The 21,508-nt window shown below is 63.1% G+C and carries 29 protein-coding genes; 18 read left to right on the top strand and 11 right to left on the bottom strand.

Annotated elements, in window-relative coordinates:
• Positions 1–143 precede the first annotated feature (143 nt).
• The gene (locus E7T06_RS19705; protein ID WP_136367468.1) at positions 144–725 is read right to left on the bottom strand and encodes an SDR family NAD(P)-dependent oxidoreductase; all 582 of its coding nucleotides are present in this window, start codon (positions 723–725) and stop codon (positions 144–146) included.
• On the opposite strand from E7T06_RS19705, the gene E7T06_RS21400 reads away from it, so the two are divergent.
• The 5 genes from E7T06_RS21400 (at position 689) to E7T06_RS19685 (ending at position 2,992) form a co-directional block, all read left to right on the top strand.
• The gene (locus tag E7T06_RS21400; RefSeq protein WP_168733674.1) at positions 689–865 is read left to right on the top strand and encodes a hypothetical protein; all 177 of its coding nucleotides are present in this window, start codon (positions 689–691) and stop codon (positions 863–865) included. The two genes, E7T06_RS19705 and E7T06_RS21400, sit on opposite strands and share 37 nt — an antisense overlap.
• 93 nt (positions 866–958) lie before the next feature.
• Positions 959–1,291 (top strand): hypothetical protein, encoded by a 333-nt coding sequence (locus E7T06_RS19700; RefSeq protein ID WP_136367467.1) that lies wholly within the window; start codon positions 959–961, stop codon positions 1,289–1,291.
• A complete protein-coding gene (locus tag E7T06_RS19695; RefSeq protein ID WP_136367466.1) occupies positions 1,288–1,677 on the top strand; it encodes a hypothetical protein in 390 nt (129 codons plus the stop codon). Before E7T06_RS19700 ends, E7T06_RS19695 begins: the two co-directional genes overlap by 4 nt.
• A 63-nt stretch (positions 1,678–1,740) precedes the next feature.
• Positions 1,741–2,586: an arginase family protein gene (locus E7T06_RS19690; protein ID WP_136367465.1), complete on the top strand. Its 846-nt coding sequence runs from the start codon at positions 1,741–1,743 to the stop codon at positions 2,584–2,586.
• 124 nt (positions 2,587–2,710) lie between these two features.
• The gene (locus E7T06_RS19685) at positions 2,711–2,992 is read left to right on the top strand and encodes a hypothetical protein (protein WP_136367464.1); all 282 of its coding nucleotides are present in this window, start codon (positions 2,711–2,713) and stop codon (positions 2,990–2,992) included.
• A 24-nt stretch (positions 2,993–3,016) separates the two neighbouring features.
• Here the strand turns inward: E7T06_RS19685 and E7T06_RS19680 are convergent, their stop codons facing one another.
• Positions 3,017–3,613: an SOS response-associated peptidase gene (locus tag E7T06_RS19680; protein ID WP_136367463.1), complete on the bottom strand. Its 597-nt coding sequence runs from the start codon at positions 3,611–3,613 to the stop codon at positions 3,017–3,019.
• A gap of 113 nt (positions 3,614–3,726) precedes the next feature.
• Positions 3,727–4,800 (bottom strand): CPBP family intramembrane glutamic endopeptidase, encoded by a 1,074-nt coding sequence (locus E7T06_RS19675; protein WP_168733677.1) that lies wholly within the window; start codon positions 4,798–4,800, stop codon positions 3,727–3,729.
• A 203-nt stretch (positions 4,801–5,003) separates the two neighbouring features.
• On the opposite strand from E7T06_RS19675, the gene E7T06_RS19670 reads away from it, so the two are divergent.
• Positions 5,004–5,705: a response regulator transcription factor gene (locus E7T06_RS19670; RefSeq protein WP_136367461.1), complete on the top strand. Its 702-nt coding sequence runs from the start codon at positions 5,004–5,006 to the stop codon at positions 5,703–5,705.
• Entirely contained in the window at positions 5,702–6,709 is a 1,008-nt protein-coding gene (locus tag E7T06_RS19665) for an ATP-binding protein (protein ID WP_136367460.1), read from the top strand. Before E7T06_RS19670 ends, E7T06_RS19665 begins: the two co-directional genes overlap by 4 nt.
• Positions 6,710–6,971: 262 nt before the next feature.
• On the opposite strand, the gene E7T06_RS19660 is transcribed toward E7T06_RS19665, so the two are convergent.
• Positions 6,972–7,886 carry a LysR family transcriptional regulator gene (locus tag E7T06_RS19660; protein ID WP_136367459.1) on the bottom strand — a complete coding sequence of 305 codons (915 nt, stop codon included), beginning with the start codon at positions 7,884–7,886 and terminating at the stop codon, positions 6,972–6,974.
• 185 nt (positions 7,887–8,071) lie between these two features.
• Between E7T06_RS19660 and E7T06_RS19655 the strand changes: the two genes are divergently transcribed.
• From E7T06_RS19655 to E7T06_RS19630, 6 genes are all read left to right on the top strand, one after another.
• Positions 8,072–8,485, top strand: a complete 414-nt coding sequence (locus tag E7T06_RS19655) for an ester cyclase (protein ID WP_136367458.1) — start codon at positions 8,072–8,074, stop codon at positions 8,483–8,485.
• A gap of 35 nt (positions 8,486–8,520) precedes the next feature.
• On the top strand, positions 8,521–9,141 hold the full coding sequence (locus tag E7T06_RS19650; protein WP_136367457.1) for an ester cyclase: 621 nt from the start codon (positions 8,521–8,523) through the stop codon (positions 9,139–9,141).
• A gap of 396 nt (positions 9,142–9,537) precedes the next feature.
• On the top strand, positions 9,538–9,936 hold the full coding sequence (locus tag E7T06_RS19645) for a DUF4260 domain-containing protein (protein WP_136367456.1): 399 nt from the start codon (positions 9,538–9,540) through the stop codon (positions 9,934–9,936).
• A gap of 35 nt (positions 9,937–9,971) precedes the next feature.
• The gene (locus E7T06_RS19640; protein WP_168733676.1) at positions 9,972–10,796 is read left to right on the top strand and encodes an alpha/beta hydrolase; all 825 of its coding nucleotides are present in this window, start codon (positions 9,972–9,974) and stop codon (positions 10,794–10,796) included.
• Positions 10,793–11,365 (top strand): TetR/AcrR family transcriptional regulator, encoded by a 573-nt coding sequence (locus tag E7T06_RS19635; protein ID WP_136367454.1) that lies wholly within the window; start codon positions 10,793–10,795, stop codon positions 11,363–11,365. The genes E7T06_RS19640 and E7T06_RS19635 overlap by 4 nt, the downstream gene beginning before the upstream one ends.
• Positions 11,366–11,712: 347 nt before the next feature.
• Entirely contained in the window at positions 11,713–12,837 is a 1,125-nt protein-coding gene (locus E7T06_RS19630; RefSeq protein ID WP_205750993.1) for a glycerophosphodiester phosphodiesterase family protein, read from the top strand.
• 206 nt (positions 12,838–13,043) lie between these two features.
• Here the strand turns inward: E7T06_RS19630 and E7T06_RS21975 are convergent, their stop codons facing one another.
• The 5 genes from E7T06_RS21975 to E7T06_RS19610 form a co-directional block, all read right to left on the bottom strand.
• Positions 13,044–13,310, bottom strand: a complete 267-nt coding sequence (locus tag E7T06_RS21975) for an IS110 family transposase (protein ID WP_240741190.1) — start codon at positions 13,308–13,310, stop codon at positions 13,044–13,046.
• Between the two features lie 12 nt (positions 13,311–13,322).
• Positions 13,323–13,673: a hypothetical protein gene (locus E7T06_RS21970; RefSeq protein ID WP_240741189.1), complete on the bottom strand. Its 351-nt coding sequence runs from the start codon at positions 13,671–13,673 to the stop codon at positions 13,323–13,325.
• A 425-nt stretch (positions 13,674–14,098) separates the two neighbouring features.
• Positions 14,099–15,127, bottom strand: coding sequence for an NADPH:quinone oxidoreductase family protein (locus tag E7T06_RS19620; protein ID WP_205750992.1), 1,029 nt, complete (start codon positions 15,125–15,127; stop codon positions 14,099–14,101).
• A 138-nt stretch (positions 15,128–15,265) separates the two neighbouring features.
• Positions 15,266–15,682 carry an organic hydroperoxide resistance protein gene (locus tag E7T06_RS19615; protein ID WP_136367453.1) on the bottom strand — a complete coding sequence of 139 codons (417 nt, stop codon included), beginning with the start codon at positions 15,680–15,682 and terminating at the stop codon, positions 15,266–15,268.
• Between the two features lie 48 nt (positions 15,683–15,730).
• Positions 15,731–16,192 (bottom strand): MarR family winged helix-turn-helix transcriptional regulator, encoded by a 462-nt coding sequence (locus tag E7T06_RS19610; protein WP_205750991.1) that lies wholly within the window; start codon positions 16,190–16,192, stop codon positions 15,731–15,733.
• Positions 16,193–16,702: 510 nt separating this feature from the next.
• Between E7T06_RS19610 and E7T06_RS19605 the strand changes: the two genes are divergently transcribed.
• Complete coding sequence (locus E7T06_RS19605) at positions 16,703–17,191, top strand: pyridoxamine 5'-phosphate oxidase family protein (protein WP_136367452.1); 489 nt, start codon at positions 16,703–16,705, stop codon at positions 17,189–17,191.
• Between the two features lie 27 nt (positions 17,192–17,218).
• A complete protein-coding gene (locus E7T06_RS22160; RefSeq protein ID WP_136367451.1) occupies positions 17,219–17,896 on the top strand; it encodes a TetR/AcrR family transcriptional regulator in 678 nt (225 codons plus the stop codon).
• A gap of 156 nt (positions 17,897–18,052) precedes the next feature.
• On the opposite strand, the gene E7T06_RS21395 is transcribed toward E7T06_RS22160, so the two are convergent.
• Positions 18,053–18,322: a hypothetical protein gene (locus E7T06_RS21395; RefSeq protein WP_168733675.1), complete on the bottom strand. Its 270-nt coding sequence runs from the start codon at positions 18,320–18,322 to the stop codon at positions 18,053–18,055.
• Positions 18,323–18,348: 26 nt separating this feature from the next.
• Here E7T06_RS21395 and E7T06_RS19590 point away from each other — a divergent pair, with 26 nt between their 5' ends.
• The 3 genes from E7T06_RS19590 to E7T06_RS19580 all read left to right on the top strand — a co-directional run bounded on the left by E7T06_RS19590 (position 18,349) and on the right by E7T06_RS19580 (position 20,624).
• Positions 18,349–19,053, top strand: coding sequence for a GNAT family N-acetyltransferase (locus tag E7T06_RS19590; protein WP_136367450.1), 705 nt, complete (start codon positions 18,349–18,351; stop codon positions 19,051–19,053).
• Positions 19,050–19,580, top strand: coding sequence for a TspO/MBR family protein (locus E7T06_RS19585; RefSeq protein WP_136367449.1), 531 nt, complete (start codon positions 19,050–19,052; stop codon positions 19,578–19,580). Before E7T06_RS19590 ends, E7T06_RS19585 begins: the two co-directional genes overlap by 4 nt.
• A gap of 306 nt (positions 19,581–19,886) precedes the next feature.
• Positions 19,887–20,624, top strand: coding sequence for a hypothetical protein (locus E7T06_RS19580; protein WP_136367448.1), 738 nt, complete (start codon positions 19,887–19,889; stop codon positions 20,622–20,624).
• Here the strand turns inward: E7T06_RS19580 and E7T06_RS19575 are convergent.
• Positions 20,582–21,208, bottom strand: a complete 627-nt coding sequence (locus tag E7T06_RS19575; protein WP_136367447.1) for a GAF domain-containing protein — start codon at positions 21,206–21,208, stop codon at positions 20,582–20,584. The two genes, E7T06_RS19580 and E7T06_RS19575, sit on opposite strands and share 43 nt — an antisense overlap.
• Positions 21,209–21,508 lie beyond the last annotated feature (300 nt).

The following is a 21,508-nucleotide window of genomic DNA, read 5'->3' as shown; positions in this document are numbered from 1 at the left end:
CCCAACGGAGCAAAACGCCAAGTGTTGGTCAACTCCGAACCTCCACTGTTATTGGCCTCCGCCCAGGGGGGCCTGACCCTGCAAAGAGCTTGGGGGAGGCGCGGGAGGCCACTGAACCAACCCGCGTTCGAGCGCGACGCGGGTCACGGCTGGATGGTTAACGCAGTCCAGTTTGTTGGCGTGGCGCGGGTGGCACTCGGGTTGAAGGCCAGACCGGACGCCACATTGATGACCGTTCCCGATCCCCGCCGGATCATCTCAGGCAGGGCCGCGTGCGTGAGCCGGGCCAGCGCCACCACATTCGGCTGAAGCCTGCTCATCAGCTTGGCCTCGCTGGTGTCTGCCAGGGGGCGGTAGATGCCCAGGCCCGCATTGTTCACGAGGAGATCGACCGGGGCGGCAGTGAGACGTTGGGCGGCAGCGTTCACGCCGTCAGGCGAGGCCAGGTCAGCATCCAAGACCTCCACCTGAATGTGGTACTCGTGCTGGAGGAGCTCTGCCAGCGCTTCAAGGCGGTCTTTACGGCGGGCCGTCAGGATCAGGGCGCTGCCCTGCTGGGCCAGGCGCCGCGCGAAGGCTGCGCCGATGCCAGGGGAAGCGCCGGTGATGAGGGCGGTCGGAAATCGGCCGGATTCGCACGGAGTTTCATGACCATTCCGGGACTGACCTGGGCCGGATTCCGCCGCAGATGGTGATGGATCCGTTGGCGCTGGTGGACGGCTCACTCGCTGGCCTGCTGCTCGGCGAAGTCGTCTGTATTCCCGCGCTGCCCGACGCGGCCGAGCTCAGCACCTTTGAAGCGGCGCAGAGCGCCGTCGCCCAGGGTCTGGTTCGTCAGGGCGTCCTCGCTGAGCGCTACCACTGATCATGCTGCGCCTGGCACAGCGGGGCCGCCTTCAGCCAGCAGAGGCAGACGGATGACCGGGCCGTCTCACCCAGGGGGGGACACCTCACGCAGGTGGCTCAACGTCTCAAAACGAGGTACGGCCACGCCGCCGAGCTGCCCAACGTGTTCAATGACGACCTGGGCGTGGTGGCCGGGCCAGAGTCTAAGCCCCTGTACGGCCTGGTGGAGACGATCCTTTCGCAGCAGAGTCCTGTGGCCGCCACGCAGCGCATGTCGCTGGCGTTCCGGGCGGCCGATCCGGAGTGGCACCTCGCCGTCGATGCGGGTCAGGCCGGCATTCAGCAGACGCTCGAAGGCGCGCGGGGCAACCTCGCCCGCTCGAAAGCGTCGTACATTCACCGCGCCCTGATCCGGCTGCTCGAAGAGCACGGCCATGTTCTTTGAGCTTTTTGCGCCGCTGGACGGCGGCGCAGGCCCGGCAGTACCTCCTGTCCTTCCCGGAGGTAGGGCCCAAGAGAGCGAGCTGTGTGCTGCTGTCCTATCTCCAGCATCCAGCGCAGCCGGTCGACACCCATCTTCACCGCCTCGCGCAGCGGTTGGGCTACGTGTCGGCGGCCTCGAAAGCGGTTGACGCGGAGGTGTGGCTCGAGCGTCATTTGCCCGCCACCTGGCAGGCGCACTACGAAGTTCATCTCAACGCCATTGTTTACGGTGAAGTGACGTGCCGCGCGGTTCACCCCCTCTGTTCGTCATGCGTCTTGGCCGACCTGTACCCCAGTGCCTTGGCGAACGGCGAGCAAATCGGCCCTGTCCTGGGGGCCGACGCTTGACTACAGCCGTGTGGGGCGCCCCAGCGCGGCCCGCGCTTCACCAACGATATGGAATAATGACCTATGTACCTGTTGTTCCCCCAGTGGCAAGGTGCGGGCGACCTCCCCGCGCTGGCCCAAGGTGCGCGCCGCCTCGCGCAACTCGCGCCTGACCTCTCGTGGCAGGAAGTGCCCCTCACCGTCTCAGGGGGATTGACTGTGCAAGAGGGCATCCTGGGACGCGTCCCCCTGCTCAGTCAATTCGGGGCGGTGTTGGCCCTGCTGGCGGCTGGGCCGCCCACGCGACTGTTCACCCTCGGCGGAGACTGCGCTGCCGAACTCGCACCGATAGCCACGGTGAACGCGCGGCACGGCCCGGAACTGACGCTGGTCTGGCTAGACGCCCACGGTGACCTCAACACTCCGGCCTCTTCTCCAAGTGGCACGTTCCACGGCATGCCCCTGCGTCACCTGCTGGGGGAGGGCGACGCGGAGGTTGTGTCGTCTCTACCGTCCACCCTGCGCCCTTCACAAGTCGTCCTGGCTGGCGTGCGTGAGCTTGACCCACCCGAACAGGTGTACGTGGACGCCCAGGGCTGGATCCCTGTCGCGGCGGCGACCCTGAACGCGCAGCCGACCGTCCTGGGAGACGTCCTGACCCAGCGGGGCGCGCGGAAGCTGTATGTGCATCTCGATCTCGACGTGCTTGATCCCACCGAATTCTCGGCAGTGGGGTGGCCTACGCCCGGCGGCCTGACGTTGCGGGCGCTCCTGAGCCTGCTGAGGGATCTGCATGCCCGGTTTGAAGTGGTGGGCGGCGGCCTCACCGAGTATCTGCCCGGTAACGCCGATCAGGAGGAACGGGCCGCGCAGGTGCTGCACGCTTGGCTGGGCCAGGAGCGCGAGGACGACGCGGTGCCGACGGACTGAGACACCCAGCACCCCCGGTGGGGTCGGTAGTTTCAAAACGCTGCGGGTGCGTACATCTGGTTGGCTTGGAAGGTCTTAGGGCAACCCCGCCGCATGACCCGCTGTCATGAGGCAAACTGGAGTGATGACAGCGCCTTCACTTCCTCAATGGCAGGTGGTGTTGCGTTGGGAAGACGGCACGCGCTCGACGGTCAGGTACACCGGTTCACTATGGATTGGGCCGATGACGCAAGGGGTGCACCACTTGGCACTGGCCTGTTATGCCGGGCGCCGAGCGGCTCAGCCGGATCTCCCCGAACAGATGCCGTACCTGATTCTGAGTTTTACGCCGGTGGAAGGCAATGCTACCCCACCTGCGGAAGGGTGTTGGGCAGAGCGTATCCCTCGTTCAGGCCGGGCGTCTTGAAGGCGTGAGGCGCGGGAAGGCCAGTCAAGAAGTGGGGGTGACGGTGACCAGGCCGGGTTGCCAACTGCCCAGAGCCACAGCTTTGGCTTCTGAAGCAGCCGCATTCAGCCACGCGCCGAGATCCTTGGTCAGCAGCAGCGCCGGCATCCGGTCATGCACCTCTGTCAGATCAGCCGTGGGGGGGCGGGTAACGACCGTGCAGCTCAGGCGTTCCCCGTCTTCTGAAGGCTGGGCAGACCACAACCCCGCCACCAGCAGCGGTTTGTCGTCCGGCCGCGCAATACGAACCTTACTCTTCTTGGGCCACTCGAAAAAAGCACTTAATGGGAGGACGCAGCGGCCACCGCTCTTGAACGCGGCTTTGAACGAGGGGCTCCGGTCCATCGTTTCTGCACGGGCATTGAAGGTGGCGTACTTTTTCGCGGCGGGCAGTTCCATGCCAGGGGGGATCAGGCCCCACCGCCCGCTCTGAACCGTCCAGGCAGCCCCATGCGTGAGGAACTGGGCCTGTTGGGTCGGGCTGATCTCAGGGTGAGTGGGCCAGGAGGGGTCGATCTGGAAGAGGGTGTGCAGGGTGTCTTGCATGCCTTGGGTCAGGGTGAGTTCAATGCGGCCGCACATGAGAATCCTCCTAGGGAGTACGCAGAATAGAGAGGGTATATTACGCTGTCAACAGAATTATACCACAAGATTTTGGGTAAGGCACCAAGAGGAGGGGAGGCTCTGAGAGGCCATCAAGAGCCTTTTCTACTGTGGCTTGCCTCTATGCTGTGGCTGTCATGCGCAAGATCGACATGTGCGCCGCTGGAGGGTGTCTGTGCTTGTAGAGCCTCGTTTCCTGTGAACTCGGGCGGAACCTCCTTTGGAGAATAGGCGAGCTGAGACCGGGTGCGCCAGATCAGATAGGCCGCCACCGCTGCAATTGGCAATGTCAAAGCCCCCTCGACCGTGAACTGCTGCCCAACCGGCAACTGGTCGAAGTCAACGATCCCCTGCAACTGAACCGAGTCGTTGTGCAGGCCATGCATGGCAATCGCAATGAGCGTACTGCCGCCCAATCGGTTGTAGAAGTAGCTCATGATCACCGACAGCAGGGTCAGCCGCAGGGTAAACAGGAGGAGCATCAGCACGGCGTGGCCCACACCTATCGACAGCCAGTCGGCCTTGAGCGGGAGATGCCAGAGCCCCCACAAAGTGCCCAGAATCAAGGTGGCCCGCAGCGGCGTGAATCTGGATTGAAGGTACGGCAGCGCAAAGCCGCGCCAGCCCGTTTCCTCAGCGATGCCCCCAATATCGAGGAACATCGCCACCAGCAGGGTGCCCAGAAATGAGAGCGTGAGGTGGGGCGGACTCCACTCGAACTGCGCCGTGGGGAGAAGAACCGAGTGAAGCAGCGCGGTGATCAATGACAGTCCGACGAAGGTGAAAATGCAATGGAGCCACACGGTCGCCCCGCGCCGCCAAGGGACAGAGGGGTTCCAGAGGCGGTAACCCCCAGCCAAGCGGCGGACTCCTGAGCGGCCGAACACCAGCGCCACAACCACGAAGGCCATGATGTCTGGAGCAAGGATCTGGCTGAAGGCGAGCAAGAAGCCGGGAAGTGTGGCGGGAACAGCCCAGATCACGCGGGCCGCCGTGATGAGATCTGTTCGGTACGCCAGGCCTGATCTGGCAAAACCCTCTGCGATGCGTTCATCTGCTGCAAACAGTAAAAAAGGGACGAGCAGCAAGAGAGACAGCAGCAGCGACAGGCCGTAAAACCAGCGGAAGGGGTGACGGGCGAGCACGGAACGAGCACGAATCAGCATGGGTGACCTCCGTGCCCCACTGTGCTCTCCCGTTGCTGAGGCTTCCGCCGAGTCTGACGAAGAGGGTGCGAAGAAGAAAAGAGGCTTGGACACGTCCAACCGAGCCGCATTCTTGGCCCTCTGGCCTGCGGCACTCATCTGCTCTTCGGCGAATCTGGTCAAGCTCCCGCCTGAGTCTGCTCCAACTCCGGCTACCTTGGGGCATGGCTTTTCCACCGCACCCTCTGATTCTGATTGTCGAAGACGAGCCTGCCATTGCCAGCCTCCTAGAGGCTTATCTCAAGCGGGACGGCTTCCGCACCGATGTGGCGGGTACGGGGACACGGGCACTGACCCTACACCGGGCCAACCGACCGGAGCTGGTGCTGCTCGACGTCAACCTCCCCGATATCGATGGATTTGAAGTGCTGCGGCGCATCCGGGATCAGAGCGGCTCGCTGGGCCAGACGCCGGTCATTCTGGTCACCGCGATGGCGGAAGATCTGGAGAAACTCCTTGGCCTGCGGCTGGGGGCCGACGATTATGTGGTCAAACCGTTTGGCCCATTGGAAGTGGTGGCGCGGGTCAAGGCGGTGCTGCGGCGCACGCTGGCCGCTGGGCCGCTCCCGGCCGTGTTCAGGCTGGGGGCCTTGGAGGTGGATCCCGTTGGGATGGTGGCCCGGGTTCACGGTCAACGGCTGGAGCTGACGCTGAGCGAGTACCGCCTGCTCGAACACTTGGCCCGCCATCCCAACCGAACCTTCGCCCGGTCAGAGTTGTTCGCCGCCTGCCTGCCGGAGTCAGAAGCATTGGAACGGGTGGTGGACGCCCATCTGGGCAATGTCCGCAAGAAGCTGGATCAGGCGGGCCTGCCGGGTCTGCTGGAAACGGTTCGTGGCGTCGGGTACCGGCTGTGGGTGCCGTGACCCGGCTCTGGGTACGGGTGTGGAGCGCGTTGATTGGATACGTCCTGCTCACGTTCCTGTTGCTGCTGGGGGCGGCCTTTGTGGCCGACCGGCCCGGGGCAGGAGAAGATGCGGGGGTCGCGTTCCTCTTTGCCTTACTCGCTGCAGTGGCCGGAAGCCTCAGCGCGGCATTATGGCTGGCCAAAAGCGTGGCCCGGCCCCTGGAAGAGGTGTCGCGGGCCGCCGGGCGGCTGGCCAGGGGAGCCTTCGAGGTGCGGATTCCGCCTCCCGGAGGCCTGCTGAGCCGCGCCCAGGAGACGCAGCAGGTGGTGGAAGACGTCAACCAGCTCGCTTCAGCCCTTCAACACTTGGAAGCTGAACGCCGCGGGGCGGCGGCGACAATTGCCCATGAACTCCGTACCCCGCTCACGGTTCTATGCGGCCGTTTGGAAGGGCTCCGTGACGGGGTTCTGGTGGCTGATGCAGCAGAGCTTGAATTGCTGCTCACATATGCCCGCCTCCTGGAGCGCTTGGTCGATGATCTCAGAACGCTCAGCCTCGCAGATGCCGGGCAATTAACGTTGAGCTTAGAACGCACCGAGCTCTCGCAGCTCATCAAGAAAACAGTGGATAGCCTCTCTGTCCGGGCGAGCCAGGCCCAGATCCACATCTTCACCCAGCTCCAGCCCGTAGAAGCCGTGCTGGACGTGGCACGGATGCAGCAGGTACTGGGGGCACTGCTGGACAACGCCTTGAAGTACACGCCCACAGGCGGACAAGTGGAGGTGAAATTAAGCGAAGCCGGAGGCGAGGTCTGCATTGAGATTCAGGATTCTGGGCCGGGCATGACCTCTGAGCAGGCGAATCAAGTGTTTGAGCGCTTTTACCGGGCCCCTGGGACAAGGCGGTCAGGTCAGGGCTTGGGACTGGCCGTCGTCCGCGCGATCATCCAGGCCCACGGCGGCACAGTGGGCGTTGAGAAGAGGCCTCAAGGAGGCAGTCTGTTCTGGATTCGCTGGCGCTAACTGCCCCAGCCAGCAGACGAGGGGGACAGGTAACAGGGGGATGACCAAGCGCAAGATAAAATCAGAAATAGCTCAGGTTTTACAGGACGATGCGAACGCATACCTTTGAGTGTGTCTTCTGGTCGTGGCCGAAACGCTGGTGCGAGAATCGGGATAGAAATGTAGGGTTCGGGCGTTTGGCACAGGAGCGGCGCGTTGTCCCAGATGAATCCCTGCAGTTGAGGGCCAGGAAGACCTCTTGTGCTGGCCCTTCAAGCATGCTTCATGCCGTCTGCGCTGTCGCCCTTGGGGAGACACCCTGAAGTTTGGCGGCAGCCCTGACGAAGGTTCGAACCAGCGGCGAACGCCCATCACTGCGCCAGATGGCTCCGAGCTGTGTGGCCGCTTCCGGGTCAGCAAGTGGCCGCACCACCATCCCCGGCCAGCGGCCCAGCGCGCTGCTGGAACACACCACGGGGAAACCCACCTGTTCGAGGGCCAGTTGCATGGCCCCGGCCATCGACGTCGATTCAAATACGATCCTGGCCTCAAATCCCTGACGGCGGCATTGGCCCAGCAACCACTGATACAGCGGTGGATTGATGTGCGCTGGAGTCACGATCAGAGGCAAATCCCTGAGGGCCGCCACAGGCACGGCATCAACGCTGGCCAACGGATGGGCGGCTGGAAGCGCCACCGACCAACGCGTGTTCATCAGCAGCAGCGAATCCAGCCCAGCTTGCTCTACGGGCAATCCGCCAATGCCCACATCAATGCGCCGTTCCAGCACGGCCTGAGCCTGCAACGCCGAGTACACTTCCAGCCGCTCCACCCGAACCTGCGGAAACGCCTGCTGCACGGCCCGAACAGCCGGCGCAATAAACGGCAGGTTGCTCGATTCCACATACCCTACCCGCAACGTGTCTTGAACGCCCGCTACGCGGCGCACCGCTCGGAATAGTTCCTCGTGGTCTTGCAGCAGGCGACGCGCACGAATCAGCAACTCGTCGCCTGCGGGGGTAAGACGCACCTGACGGCGATCACGTTCAAGCAGTTGCACGCCCAACTGCTGCTCAGTCCGGACGATTTGCTGCGACAGGGCAGGCTGAGAGATCAGCAACTGTTCGGCAGCCCGCGTAAAATTCAGTGTTTCGGCCACCGTGACGAAAGACCGGAGTTGCCGAAGTTCCAGTTGCATAAGCAGAGCTTATAACTGGCAAGCTTGTGCTTATTGGACGCGCCACTACCTTTGGCCGCAAGCTACTGCGTAACGAGAGCGGTGCCCCGTGCACCAACAGCTTGCACAGCAATGAGCTGTGGCGATCCTTAGAGGCGCACCTGGTCAGGGTGTCTCGTCCGACCGTCGTTTGTCCAGGAGGCAGCATGTCCACCGAAGAACACAAAGCCGTCGTCCGCCGATTTTACGAAGAAGCATTCAACCAAGGTCAGGTCGCGGTGCTGGATGACCTTCTGGCTCCTGAGTACCGCGATTTTGGTGCAACGCCTGCCCGCGAGGGCATCGAAGCCGCCAAAGCAAACCTGCTGGGCCTTCAGGCCGGATTCGACCAGATTCGGTTCGACATCAAAGACCTGCTGGCCGAAGGCGACCGCGTCGCCGTGCGCTGGACGGGACGCATGCTTCACGCCCGCGAGTTCTTCGGGTTTCCGGCCACCCAACAGACAGTGACCTTTTCTGGAATCTCTATCTACGTGTTGCAAGCAGGCCGCCTGCTCGAAACCTACCCGGCTCAGGATCTTCACGGCCTCCTGCAACAACTCGGCGGCCACCGCTCCTGAACCCCTTCAAGCCTGCATCCCTCTCCAGGAGAACCATGACCTTCCCCGCTTCTGTTCGCCCCTTTGCTCGTCCTGTCATTGCTGCCCTGCTGCTGCTGGCTCCCCTTTCTCCACCTGCCCAGGCAGGCGGACAGGCGGCTCCCACCTTCGCCGCTCCCGCTGCTTCACTGCGCCCCCCTGCTGCAAAAGGCACAGCGGCCTATAACCGCTGGCTGGGCGAAACCTTTTCCCGTGATCTGCTGAATACCCGCTCTCAGGAGGGGCGAATCCAGATTCTCAACCAGATCGTGGCCCAGGACTATCTTCAGCATAATCCACTGGTCAATGAAGGCCGCCAGGGACTGATTGATTTTCTCCCCGTGATTTATCAGTCGTTTCCAGATGCCCGCTTTATTCTGCGCGACGTGTTGGCCACCACAGACCGGGTCGTCACCCGCTGGACATGGACGGGCACCCTGACTGGAGCGCCGTTCCTGGGCATCGAAGCCAATAATCAGAAGATTGAGTTCGATGCCATTGATCTCTGGACAGTGCGTGACGGAATGCTATACGAACACTGGGATCAATTCGACTGGCCCAGGGCACTGATTCAGTTGGGAGTTCAAGGCTTGCCTCAGCCTTTTGTGGACGTCTCCACACGGCCTTATGACCGGTAAGAGCTCAGGCTGCTCGCCTCTGTAGGCGAGTGCGCCAACACCCACAACACGCCAATACCACATTGTCCAATTGAGCTGATCCAACGCCCCCAAATAGATTGTTCAGCAACTCAAATGGCAACTGACAGGCGGATGGCCAGGCCTCATCTGAACTGGCACAGCAACGTGTGCTCTTGGTTGTTCATCAGCCCGCGTCAGAATGCGGCAAAACGGTCGTGTGTCCTGAACTGACGTCACAGCAGGCTGAGGGCAGGGGTGGACTGAGAATCCAGTCCACCCCTGCCCTCAGCCTGCTGCCGCGGGTCAAATGAAGGCGAGGCCATCGGCACCAAGTCTTGGCTTGACAAACTAATTGAATTAGTTTTAGACTAAATACGTTAGCAAAGGAGGCAACTGATGAACTTCATTCCTGTGACCACATACCTGCGGTTGGAAGGCGGCGCCGCGCTGGGCCTGAGCATTGCGGCCTACGTCCATCTGGGCGGCCCCGGCTGGCCCTGGCTGCTGGTGCTGGCTCCCGACCTGAGCTTTGTGGCTTACCGGTTCGGCCCGCGCACCGGCGCACTCGCCTACAACCTGTCACACACCTATCTGCTCACGGCGCTGCTCGGCCTGCTGGGCCTGCTGCTCGCCAGCCCAGCACTCCAATTCGCTGCCCTGATCTGGACTGCTCACATCGGCTGGGATCGCCTCTGGGGGTACGGCTTGAAGCAGGCGACCGCCTTCCAGGACACCCATCTGGGCCGGCTGGGCCGTCCCAAGACGAGCCAGACTGGAACGGGCGTGAACGCATGACGGCCGCCCTCACCCGCACCCCGGAGCCCATTGCCATGACGAATTCGACCACGGATGCCACAACTCGCTTCCTTGCGCTCCCCGACGGACAGCTCGCCTACGACGATCAAGGCAGTGGCCCGCTGATTGTGGCAGTGCCCGGTCTGGGTGACCTGCGCCAAACCTACCGTCTGTTCACGCCACTGCTGGTGTCGGCGGGCTACCGGGTCATCACGCTCGATCCGCGCGGACAAGGGGAATCGAGTGCGGGGTGGCCCGACTACTCGCCCATGGCCTTGGGCGACGATCTCAAGATCCTGATCGACTCTTTAGACGCTGGCCCCGCAATTCTGATGGGAAACTCGTACAGCGGCGGCGCAGCGGTGTGGACGGCGGCGCACCATCCTGAACAAGTGGCGGGACTGATCCTGATTGGGGCTTTTGTTCGTGACGCCCGTGTGACGGCTGTCCAGCGTCTGATGATGCGCGTGGCGCTGTCAGGGCCCTGGAAGGTGAGCGGCTGGCTGGCCTACTTCGCCACGCTGTTCAAGGGGGGCAAGCCGGCCGACCATTCAGCCTACCTGGCGCGTCTCCGGGCCAACCTGAGTGAGCCGGGGCGCTTCGAAGCGCTTCAGGCCATGCTGCGGGCCACCCGCTCTCCGGTCGCGGCCCAGCTCTCAGAGGTTCGCACGCCCACGCTGGTCTTGATGGGCCACGCCGACCCCGACTTCCCCGACCCGCAGGCCGAAGGTGACTTCATTGCCGGAGCGCTGCACGGTCAGCTCGTCATGGTCGAGGGGGCCGGTCATTATCCACAGGCGGAGTTGCCGCAGCGTACTGCCAGCGTAGTTCTGGACTTTCTGAAGGTGCAGCAGCAATGAGCACCCGGCCAGGGCTCACTCAGCCGCAGATCATCGGGGCCGCCGCTGAACTGGCTGACCGCGTGGGACTGCATCAGTTCACGCTCAAAACGTTGGCTGAGGAACTGGGTGTGCGCACGCCCTCGCTCTATAACCACGTCACCAGCATCGAAGCGGTGCAGCGCGGCTTGCGGGTGCGCGGGATGCAGGAACTCACCGATCGCGTGCAGCGCAGCGCGACCGGACGAAGTGGACTGGAAGCCTTGCACGCCGTCGCTACGGCCGAACGCGACTTCGCTCGGCAGCGGCCGGGCCTGTTTGCCGCCATGCAGCGCCATTTCGAGCATGAGGACGAGACACTCAAGGCGGCCTCGCACGCCCTGCTGGACACCGTGTTGGCGGTGCTGCGCGGTTACGGACTGGAAGGCGAGCAGGCGATTTACGCGGCGCGCGCCACTCGGGCGGCGGTCACGGGCTTCGTGGGGTTGGAAGCTCAGCAGGGCTTCGGCCTTCCCACTGATATTGATCAGAGCTTTGAGTGGCTGGTCTCCATGCTGGACGCCGGATTACGGGCCATGAAACGGCCCTGATAGGGGCTGAACGACTGTGTTCCTCCCAGTTCCCGAGATGTACAGATGCTGCAGCGGCGCGGCACCCTGATTGGTCACGAGATGCTGCGCAAATGGGACGTCGAGGTCGGCCCGCTCTTTGCCGGTGGCCTGCGCCACGGGTTGTGGCGGGCGTGGACGAGTACGGCTTCATGCCGGGCAGTTTCCTCGGGCGGCACTGAGCCACCGAGACAGCCGAGCCCCATGACCTACGGCTGCTGGGAAGAGCACGTCCCAGCAGTGATCCATACGCAAGGCAGACGGTTCCACTTGTCTTGACACCCTCCAGACATACTCTGGCGTGACAGTTCTCACGCACAGTGCTCCCCATGAACATGCCTGTGCGCTTGGCTGTCCTCACCACTGCCCTGCTCTCTCTGGTGGCGTGCCGCGAGACGGTCTCCCCGTCCGCAGGGCCTCCCTTTGATCTTCAGGCTCACCGGGGCGGGCTCGCGTTGGTCACCGAAAATTCGCTGGCTAGTTTCGCCCATGCCCTCGAATTGGGCGTCAGCACTCTCGAACTTGATACGCAAGTCACTGAAGACCACCAGGTCGTGGTCACACACGACCGCAAGATCTCCGACAAGAAATGTCGTGACACCGCCCCCATCACGCCAGCAGATCCTGAATATCCTTACGTCGGCAAGTACATCGTCAATCTCACGCTGGCCCAAATCAAAACCATGGACTGCGGCAGCCTGGTGTTGGCCGACTTTCCGTTTCAGCGTGTCGTGCCCGGTCTCACCATGCCCGAACTCAACGATGTCTTCAAGTTGGTCAAGGCCTACGGCAACACGGCCGTCAAACTGAATATCGAAACCAAAGTGGAGGCCGGGGCACCCAGTGAAACGGCCCCCCGGGAACTCTTCGTCACCACAGTGCTGGCCGAAATTCAACGCTCTGGCCTCGCCAACCAAGTCACGGTTCAAAGCTTCGATTGGGGTTCCCTGATGCTGGTGCGCCAACTCGCTCCCAAGCTCCCCATCGTGGCCCTGACCAACGGACAGCAATTTTTACAGCTGGGACAGCCGGGCAAGTCACCGTGGCTCGGTGGACTGGACATTGACGACGTGCCTGGCACCACCTTGCAGGACAAGTACGTGGCCGCCGCGAAATCTTTTGGAGTCAATACCGTGTCTCCGGTCCACGGCGACCCTCAGAACGGCCGGGTCGGCCAGGCCAACTACGTGCCCTTCACCACGCCTGCCCTCGTTCAGGCGGCTCACGCTGCAGGGATGAAGGTCGTCCCTTGGACAGTCGATGACCGGGCAACTTTTGAGTCATTGATGGACGCGGGTGTGGACGGGTTGATTACGGATTACCCAGATCAGCTCCGCACGGTGCTGAGTGAACGTGGTTACGCCCTTCCCTCCGTCTCTCATCTGTCCGCTGAACAGTGGTGTCAACTGGTGCGCGAAGATCCGGCCAACCACCGCGTTCAGTGCAGCCCTTAAGCTGACAGAGAGAAACGAGACCCGCCCCACACAACAGATCGCAAAACGGTTGTGTTGCCTGAACTGAACCTACGGCAGCTGACGGCCTGAACCTGGTATGTCAAGTCGGCTGAGAAAAAGATCCTCAGAGGGGCTGGGATGGGGCCGCCAACGTGGCTGGCGTGCAATGCTCGGTACAATTCGCGAGCCAAGTGGGTCTTGAGTGCTCAAAGTGCCGCCCGTTTCGTTTTTCCCTCTTGCTCCTTCTTCGTCACGAATGTTCTGGTGCGCTCTTCACACCTCAACCGGGTGAGCGCCATCAGGTGAAGCACTCGATTCAATTGCCGATTGCCGCTGATATTGACGCACCAGCGGGTGTTCTCTCCGCTGCCCCGTTCCACTGGGGCAGCGCCGCACCACCTGGCGAAGTGATGGACACCTTCAAACCGCTTGATATCACCGACTTCACCCAATACGGCGCCGGCGAGCACCACGCCGATCCCCCGTCACGTCAATAGGGCGGGGGCAACTTGGGCCACCAACGCCGCCATGGCTTGCTCCACTTCCTTCAGCGCTGCTTCCAACGATGTCAGCACCGCCCGAACGGCAGTGCGGAGCGCATCTGTCGTTGTGTCTGGAAGAGCTTCAAGCATCATCTGGTTGGCCTTGCGCTGCTCGGCCAGCTTGTCCGGCGTGCGGGACAATTCCTGCAACCGGGTGCGCTGCTGACACAGCCGGTAGGGCGGGAGTTGCGGGTTGGCCAACAACACCCGAGCGACGTCCTCGGCATCGACCAGGTTGTTCTTCCCCCGACGCGCTCGGTATTGGCTGGTCAGGCTGGGATGGATGTGGTACACCGACGCATCCCTTGCAACAAGAGTTTCCAGTCAAGAAAATGCTTCGTGCAGGACGTTCATTTCAGGATCAGAAGAGGAAAAAGCACGGTCAGTACAGCAAATATCGTATTGACCGTGCTGGACACGGGGCGCAGTCAGGGTGCTCGAGAGGCAGCGGAAACCTGAAGGGGAGCGTAGCGCCTCAGGCGCGTACTGACAACAGACTGGTAGAGTTCAAGCGCGCTGAACGTGCGTTGTTCAGGATGACCTATTGTTGACATACTGACCGTAGTGTTCATGTGCTGACCCTGCTCTTTCGTCCGCCCACACGCCTTGTCCAATCTTGTGGAAACTCTTGCTTGCAAAGAGCAACGTCAGCAAAAGTGTCCCCGATCGGGGACGCTTTCTCATACTTTGTGTCGGGCCGTCAGCCGCTCCACCACACTTCACTCCTCCTGCCAGGGCTTGAGCACGATCTTGCCGATCGTGCGGCGCTCCTCCAGCGCCAGGTGAGCTTCACGCGCGTCCCGCAGCGGCAACGTCCGGATGTCGGGCAACCGCAGCCGCCCCGTCGAGGCGTCGTCCACGAGCGCCATCAGGGCCGGTCCGGCCTCCTGCGGACGTTCGACGAACCACGTGTTGATATTGAAGCTGGTAATGGACTGGTTGGCGCCGGGAGCGTACAGCCACGTGTCCATCGTGGCGGGATCGAGGGACGCAGACACGCCGCTTGCCGCGCCGAACACGACGAGCCGCCCGAAGGGCGCGAGGGCCGAGAAGGTCTCGCGCAGCGCGTCCCCGCCGGACGCTTCGAGGGCCACGTCCACGCCTCGCCCGTCCGTGAGGGTCCGCACCCGCGCGGGCCAGTCGGGCTCCGTATACACCACGACGTCGTGCGCCCCGAGGGCGAGCGCCGCCCCGGTCTTGTCCGGATGGCCGACGGCCGCAATGACGCGGGCGCCGAGCGCGCGCGCGATCTGCACGGCGAAGCTGCCCACGCCGCCGGTCGCGGCGAGCACCAACACGCTTTCGCCGGGCTGCACGCGCGCGGTGAGCGTGAGCACCATGCGCGCGGTGGCGCCTGCAACGATGAGGGTGCTGGCCCCGTCGAAGTCGAGGGCATCGGGGATTGGCACGGCGGCGCTCGCGTAGGCGACGGCGAACTGGGCATAGCCGCCGTACCCATTGGGCCCCGCGAAGGCGAAGACGCGAGTCCCCACCGGCGGACCGTCCACGCCGGGGCCGAGCGCGACCACCGTGCCCGCGATCTCGCCACCGGGCACGAAGGGAAAGGCGGTATCGAAGGGGTAGCGGTCGCCGCGGCGGCGCTTGACGTCGGAGAAGTTGACGGACGCGGACTCGACCCGCACGAGAATCTGGTATGGCCCGGGTTCGGGCACCGGCACGAGGTCGAGGTGGAAGTCCGGGCCGCCTTGGGCGTGGACGCGGGCGGCGAGCATCTGGTCGGGAATCATGGTGTCTCTCCTTGAGTTGGGTGGATATCAACTTAATGCTCGCGGAATCAAGCGTCCTGGGTCAGCGTCGTCACCTCCCGCAAGTCGCTCAGCAAGGCATGGAGGCGCGCTGCGCCGATGCCCGCTTCGATATTGATCTCAGTCGAGGATGATCAGACGCACATCGACGTTGCCGCGTGTGCCGACGCTGTAGGGGCAGACCTCGTGGGCCTGCTCGACCAGCTTCTGCGCCGTCTCACGGTCGACGCCGGGAATCTGCACCTGCAACTCGACGTCGAGCGCGAAGGCGAGGCCCGCTTTCTGCAACCCGACCTGGGCGGTCACGCGGCTCTGCTCGGTGTCGACCTTGTTGCGCCGCCCGACCACGCCGAGCGCTCCCTGAAAGCAGGCCGCGTAGCCTGCCGCAAACAGCTGCTCGGGGTTGGTGCCGGGGCCGCCGTCGCCGCCGAACTCGCTGGGAACGCTCAGATCAAGCTTGATGCGGTCATCGCTGCTTTCCACCCGTCCGGCGCGGCCACCCTGCGCCGTTGCCTGTGCTGTGTACAGATTGCTCATGTCTTGCCTCCTTGTATTTGAGTGGATATCAACTTAATGCTCGCGGAATCAAGCGTCCTGCGTCAGCGCCGTCACCTCCCTCAGGTCGCTCAGCAGGGCCTGGAGGCGCGGTGCGCCGATGCCCGCTTCGATGCGCGCCTGCACGCCCTGCCACAGCGGCGCGGCGGCGCGGACGGCCTCGCGCCCGCGCGGCGTGATCGTCACGACCCGCGTGCGGCGGTCCTCGCCAGGCACGACCGTGACGAAGCCCTGCGCTTCCAGCGGACGCAAGTCGGCGGTGAGGGTGGTGCGGTCCATGACGAGAACCTTGGCGAGGGCCTTCATGGTAAAGGGCCCGTGGAAGGCGACGGCGGCCAGGACGGCGAACTGCGTGATGCGCACGCCGCTCGGTGCGAGCGCCTCGTCGTACAGGCGTGTGAGGGCGCGCGCGGCCATGCGCGTGTTGATGCACGCGCACCCGACGAAGGCCGCCTCCGTGTCCGCGTTCATCACCGTCCCTTCGCCTTCCATATTGAGAGGATATCAACCTAAATACGAGATGTCAATTACGTTACGACCGAATGACATCGGCCCTGCGCGTCCCCGCCTGGCTCCTCGCGGTGGAGGGCGGCGGCAAGCTCGTCACGGGTGCGCGTTGCAGCCTCAATCGCCCGTAAACCCCCGTTAAGGGTTTGAATGCTGTTCCAGTCAGTCTTGAAGGTGGCCCAAGTCGAACTGGTACCTCCCGAATGGGTTGATACGCTTACGCAGCAAGGGCGTCGTGCGGCCCAGCACTTCGTTTGGAAGCTCGTGCGCCGAGTTCGCAGTCGCTGATTGACCGCGAACTTCAGCCGACTTTCGGGCCGATTCAGCGAGATTCATGGCCCTGACGCAGGCAAAAAGTACACAGTATGGGTATTGTGCGAACTCCAAGGGGCCTCTCGATCATCCACATCTCACATCAGTCATTTCTGTGATTGAGCGTACAACTTTACCGTCTTAATCTCCTTAAACTACCAATTGGTAGATAAAGGAGGAACGATGTCACAGGCATGGACGATCACCGACCCCCAAGACGCCGCCCACGCCTTCTGCGAGAAAGTGCGCGGGATCTGGCTCACCCAGCTCACCACCCGTGCCCCCGACGGCCAATTGCGCGGCCGTCCGATGACGACTCAGCAGGTGGAATATGACAGCGACCTGTGGTTTTTCACCGACGCCCGCAGCGCCAAGGTCAAGGACATTGGGGTGTCGCCTGAGGTGCACCTCGCCTACAGCCACTCGGACGGCACCCTCTGGATTGATGTCAGTGGCCAAGCGGAGACCGTGAATGACCCGGTAAAGAAGGAGGAACTGTGGTTTGACGACCTGCAGGCGTACTTCCCGGAGGGGCGGCGTGACCCCCACCTGGTGCTGATCAAAGTGACGCCCACCCAGGGGGAGTACTGGCAGGGGCCCGATCGCCGCGCCTCTGACGACGAGGCAGCCCAGCAAACCCAGGATGTCAAGCTCGTCTTTGCAGGTCGTTGAGGAAGGCTCAAGCGCTAGGGTGTGGGTATGCCGCGTCCCCGCCGGGAAGATGCCCAGGATACCCGCACCCTCGCTCTGGGGGCGGCCCGTGACCTGCTGCATCAGTACGGCTACCTCGGCGTCTCGATGGACGCCGTGGCCGAGCGGGTTCACGTCCGGAAAGCCAGCTTGTATCACCACTTCCCGCAAGGCAAGGAACAGCTGGTACTCCTCATCGCCGACGAGGCGATCACCGAAGGGGGCGAGGGCATCGCTCAGGCCATTGAAACCTACTCTGGTGCTCGTCAGCGTCTCATCGCTATTGCCACCTACATCTTTTCGGGCACCGTGCAGATCGGCCGGGTGCTGCGTGACGCCCTGCGCTTCATGTCCAAGGAGCATCAGCGCCGCGTGTATGAGCAGTTCTATCGCCAGCACTACCTCCAGATACTCCGCGTGATGGACGAGGGCGTGGAGAAAGGCGAGTTGCGCCCGCACGACACTGGGCGCAGTGCGTGGGCCTTTCTCGATCTGGCCTCCGAGATGGGCAGCGGCGGTGAGGCGCCCCGAGACGCCGAACTGGCCGCCTGGATCGTCAGCCTGATGCTCGATGGCCTGGGGAATGGGGCGGCGGCGATCAAGGAGCCGGATGGATGTCACGGAGACCCTGCATGTTCCGGATTGCCCGAGTTGGCGGACGTGGCTGACCCAGTATCACGATCTTAAGACTGAACTCTGGCCAGTCACAGATCAGACACGCCCCAGTCTTCCGTACTTGGACGCCGTCGAGGAGGCGCTGTGCTTCGGCTGGATTGACGGCCTCGCCAAACGCCTGGACGAGCATCGCACGGCCCAGCGCTTCACGCCCCGCCGGAAACGCAGTCACTGGACGGAGTTGAACAAGGAACGGGCGCGCCGGTTGATCCAGGAGGGCCGCATGACGGACGCTGGCCGCGCCGCCGCCCAGACCTGTCGATCGACACCTTGGTCATCCCGCCCGACATCTTCACTGCTCTGCACCCCACCACCTGGGCGAATTCCCAGGGCTTTCCTGCGAGTGACCAGCGTATCCGGGTGGGTTACGTCGAGGAAATGCGCCAGCGTCCAGAGGTCTTTGGCACCCGGCTGGGCCACCTGCTGAAGAAGACCCATGCGAACAAGCAGTTTGGAGGGACAAGATGAACCATTCGATCTCCGCGACCAGGCCCGTTCAGGAGGTGCTCGTGCGCCGCGCGACCCGGCAGGATCTGCCCTTTGTCGCCTGGTGTAACCAGGAGGCCACCTCACCCGAGCCCGGCTTCTGCTACTGGGACGCCCTGCTGGAACAGACTCAGACCCCGACCCCGGCATTCCTGGAAACGGTGTTCGAGGTAGACGCGTTGGCTTGGGGGACAGTCGAGCAGTTCTTCCTCGTTGAGGAGCACGGTGTCCTGCTCGCTGGAGGGTCGGGCTTCGCCATGTCCACGGCCGACTATCGCCCGCTTGACCTGGCCCGGCTGCCGGCAGTGGCGCAACGGCTGGGCTGGTCACCCCCCACCCTGGAGACGTTTCAGAGGGCCTATGAACAAGTCTGGCCCGACCCGCTGGAACCAACCCTGGCTCCCCAGGCCTCCTGGATTCTGGAGTGCATCGCTGTGAAGCCGCAGGCGCGGGGCCGCCGGCTGACCCAACCCCTGCTGCAGGCCCTGCTCCGTGAAGGAAAACGACTGGGCCACGCCGCCGCAGGAATCTCTGTGACCAATGGGAACGTCCCTGCTCAGCGCGCCTATGAGGCCGCTGGATTCCGGATGTACCTGAGCTACGGCGCCGCGTACTTTGACGACGCCTTTCCCGGCACCATCAAGTACCGCCGGACGCTGGACACCTTGGAGGACGACACATGAACACCTCAGTGACTCAGGCCACCCCACGCCAGCCCGCGCGGTTCCGCGTCTGGCATGCCGTCGCTATCTTCGGAGTGGCCAATGCGGTGAGCATCCTACCCGCTGGGTTCAATGGCGACGAGGCCTTTTACAACGCCTTTACGCGGCCAGCCGCCGCGCCGCCGGACTGGCTCTTTGCACCGATGTGGCTGTTCTTGAACGTGACCTCACTCATCGCCTTGGGCCGGGTGGCGAATGCCGAGCGGCTGACGGGCGCCCACCGGGCCTTCTTCGTGCTGGAAGGGGTGAACTGGGTGCTCTTCGCCGCCTTCAATACGCTGTACTTCGGACTCAAAAGCCCGGTATTGGGCGCGGTGGACACGGCGGCGGGATTGCTGCTGGGGCTTGCCAGCCTGGGCTTGGCGGCGCGGCTTGACCGCCGGGCGGCGTGGTTGATTCTGCCACGCATCGTGTGGCTGCTGCTGGCGACCTACGTCTCGGGGTGGGTCGCGCTGAACAATGCCGATCCTTTTTTCGGGGGCCAATGAGAACGCTGTAGAAATCCCCGATGCGTCGCGGCCGACTGGCGTCGGAAAGATCGATGTGACGCAGCGGCAGGAGGGTTCAGCCCTCCTGCCGCTGTCTTAACGGGGGTTTTCGGGTGATTGAGGCTATAACGCGGACAGTTGCTTCGTTGGGAGATTCAACCCTGGTGGGTGTTCCCAGAACTGTTGAGGCAGCGCCGATGCTCCTGAAGAAGGCAGCAGACTCGCGCGGAGGGGGTGCCCGCAGCAATGATCCGTGCTCAAGGTAGCCGCATCTTCTTGAAAACGAATGGATAGGGAGCACGCTTGATGACCACTGAAATTACAGCCTTGCAGGGTTCACTGCCTGTCACCGATTCCCGGGCCCTGAGCCTGTTGACAACCGAGCACTTCACCCTTCAAGGCCTGCGGTCTTCCACCATTTCGGACTCGAGCAGCCGGGCCTCGCTGTACCTCGCTTCCATTTCCGGCACGCTGGTGGCCCTGTCCCTCCTCGGCAACGCCACGCGGCTCGGCCCTCCCTTTGTCATCGCGGCGCTGATCATTGCACCAACCCTGATCTTTCTGGGTCTGGCCACGTTTGCCCGTGTCCTTCAATCGGCGCTCGAAGACGCGTTTTACGCGATGGGCATCAACCGCATCCGCCACCTGTATCTCGAGCTGGTGCCCGAGTTCCGACCCTACCTTCTCCAGTCGGATCACGATGACATCTGGGGTGTCCTGGCCAACATGGGCTCCAGTCGTGGCGGCCCGGGACAATTGATGCTCACAACAGCAGGGGCAGTCGGAATCATCAACAGCGTCTTGATCGGCAGCTTTGCCGCTGGACTCGTGTTGGCAGTGTCTGCATTGACGTTCACTGCCAGCCTTGGAGTAGGCTTCCTGGTGTTTGGGATCTCGGCGGGGCTGCATTACCGTGTGCAGCAACGGGCTTGGCGGGCCTTCAGCAAGCGCCACCCTGCGCTGTTTCCGAGCGGTACGGTTCCGACCAAGCTGGTCACAGGTCAACAATCCGGCTCCACCTCGCTCATCGATTCTGCGCCTTGAGCAGCTTTCTGCAGATTTCTGACGGCCCACAGCGCGTCCAGCGCGGTGGAGACGACCTCAGCCAACTGCTCCAGATGTGCGGTGTCGGCGGCGTCGAAGTCGCCTTCCATCTTGTCCGACAGTTGCAGCAGGCCCCACACTGTCCCGTCTTGCCCTTGAATGGGCGTGGCCAGCCAGCCGCGCAGGGGAGGATGATGACCCGCTTCGGTGCCAAAATTGCGCCATTGCGGATGGGCTTCGAGTTCGCCTTGCGTGAGGCGCAGCGTTTGGGGCTCTCGCAGCAGCCACCCGTGCAGGCCGTACCCGGTGGCGGCCACGCGGTAGTTCTTCCACTCGGCGTATTTCTCAGACAACGAGAAAAACTTGCGCACCGACGTCCAGTCTCCTTGCACCACGATGGCCGCGGCCGACTGATGGGCACCGATCAACACCCGGGCGAGCTGCACCGTGCCCTCCAAGACGCGGTTGGCTCCCCGAGCAAACGCTTCGTCCAACTCATCTGGATCCGTCATCAGCGGGTTGGGGGTGGCACCCGTGACGACGTTCTCATACACGTTCCAGCGCTGGGGATGATCGTCGCTCATGGCCCAGTGTATCCATCTGCAGTGACCTCTCCCCTGTCCGATCGGACAGGAGGGCACCTGGCCGAAGGCCTGGGGACAAGGCCGACAGTGTCAGGGCAGACTGGCGGGATGCTTCAGGCCTGTGATACTGAACAGCAACAACATCTCATAGAGCGTCATGGGCTGCGGCAAGGTGGCAGAAGACGTCCGCATCACATCAAGTTGATGTCGTTCAACCGGAGGGTTCATGACCAGCTGTAGTCACGTGTCCAGCCTCCTCATTTCAGCCCCAGCCGAGCCTGGGCCGTACAGCTGTGACGC

The organism is Deinococcus sp. Arct2-2 (assembly GCF_004801315.1).
Classification (GTDB): domain Bacteria; phylum Deinococcota; class Deinococci; order Deinococcales; family Deinococcaceae; genus Deinococcus.
Note: the sequence above shows the minus strand (reverse complement) of the source record. Positions and strands in the feature narration are given on the sequence as shown.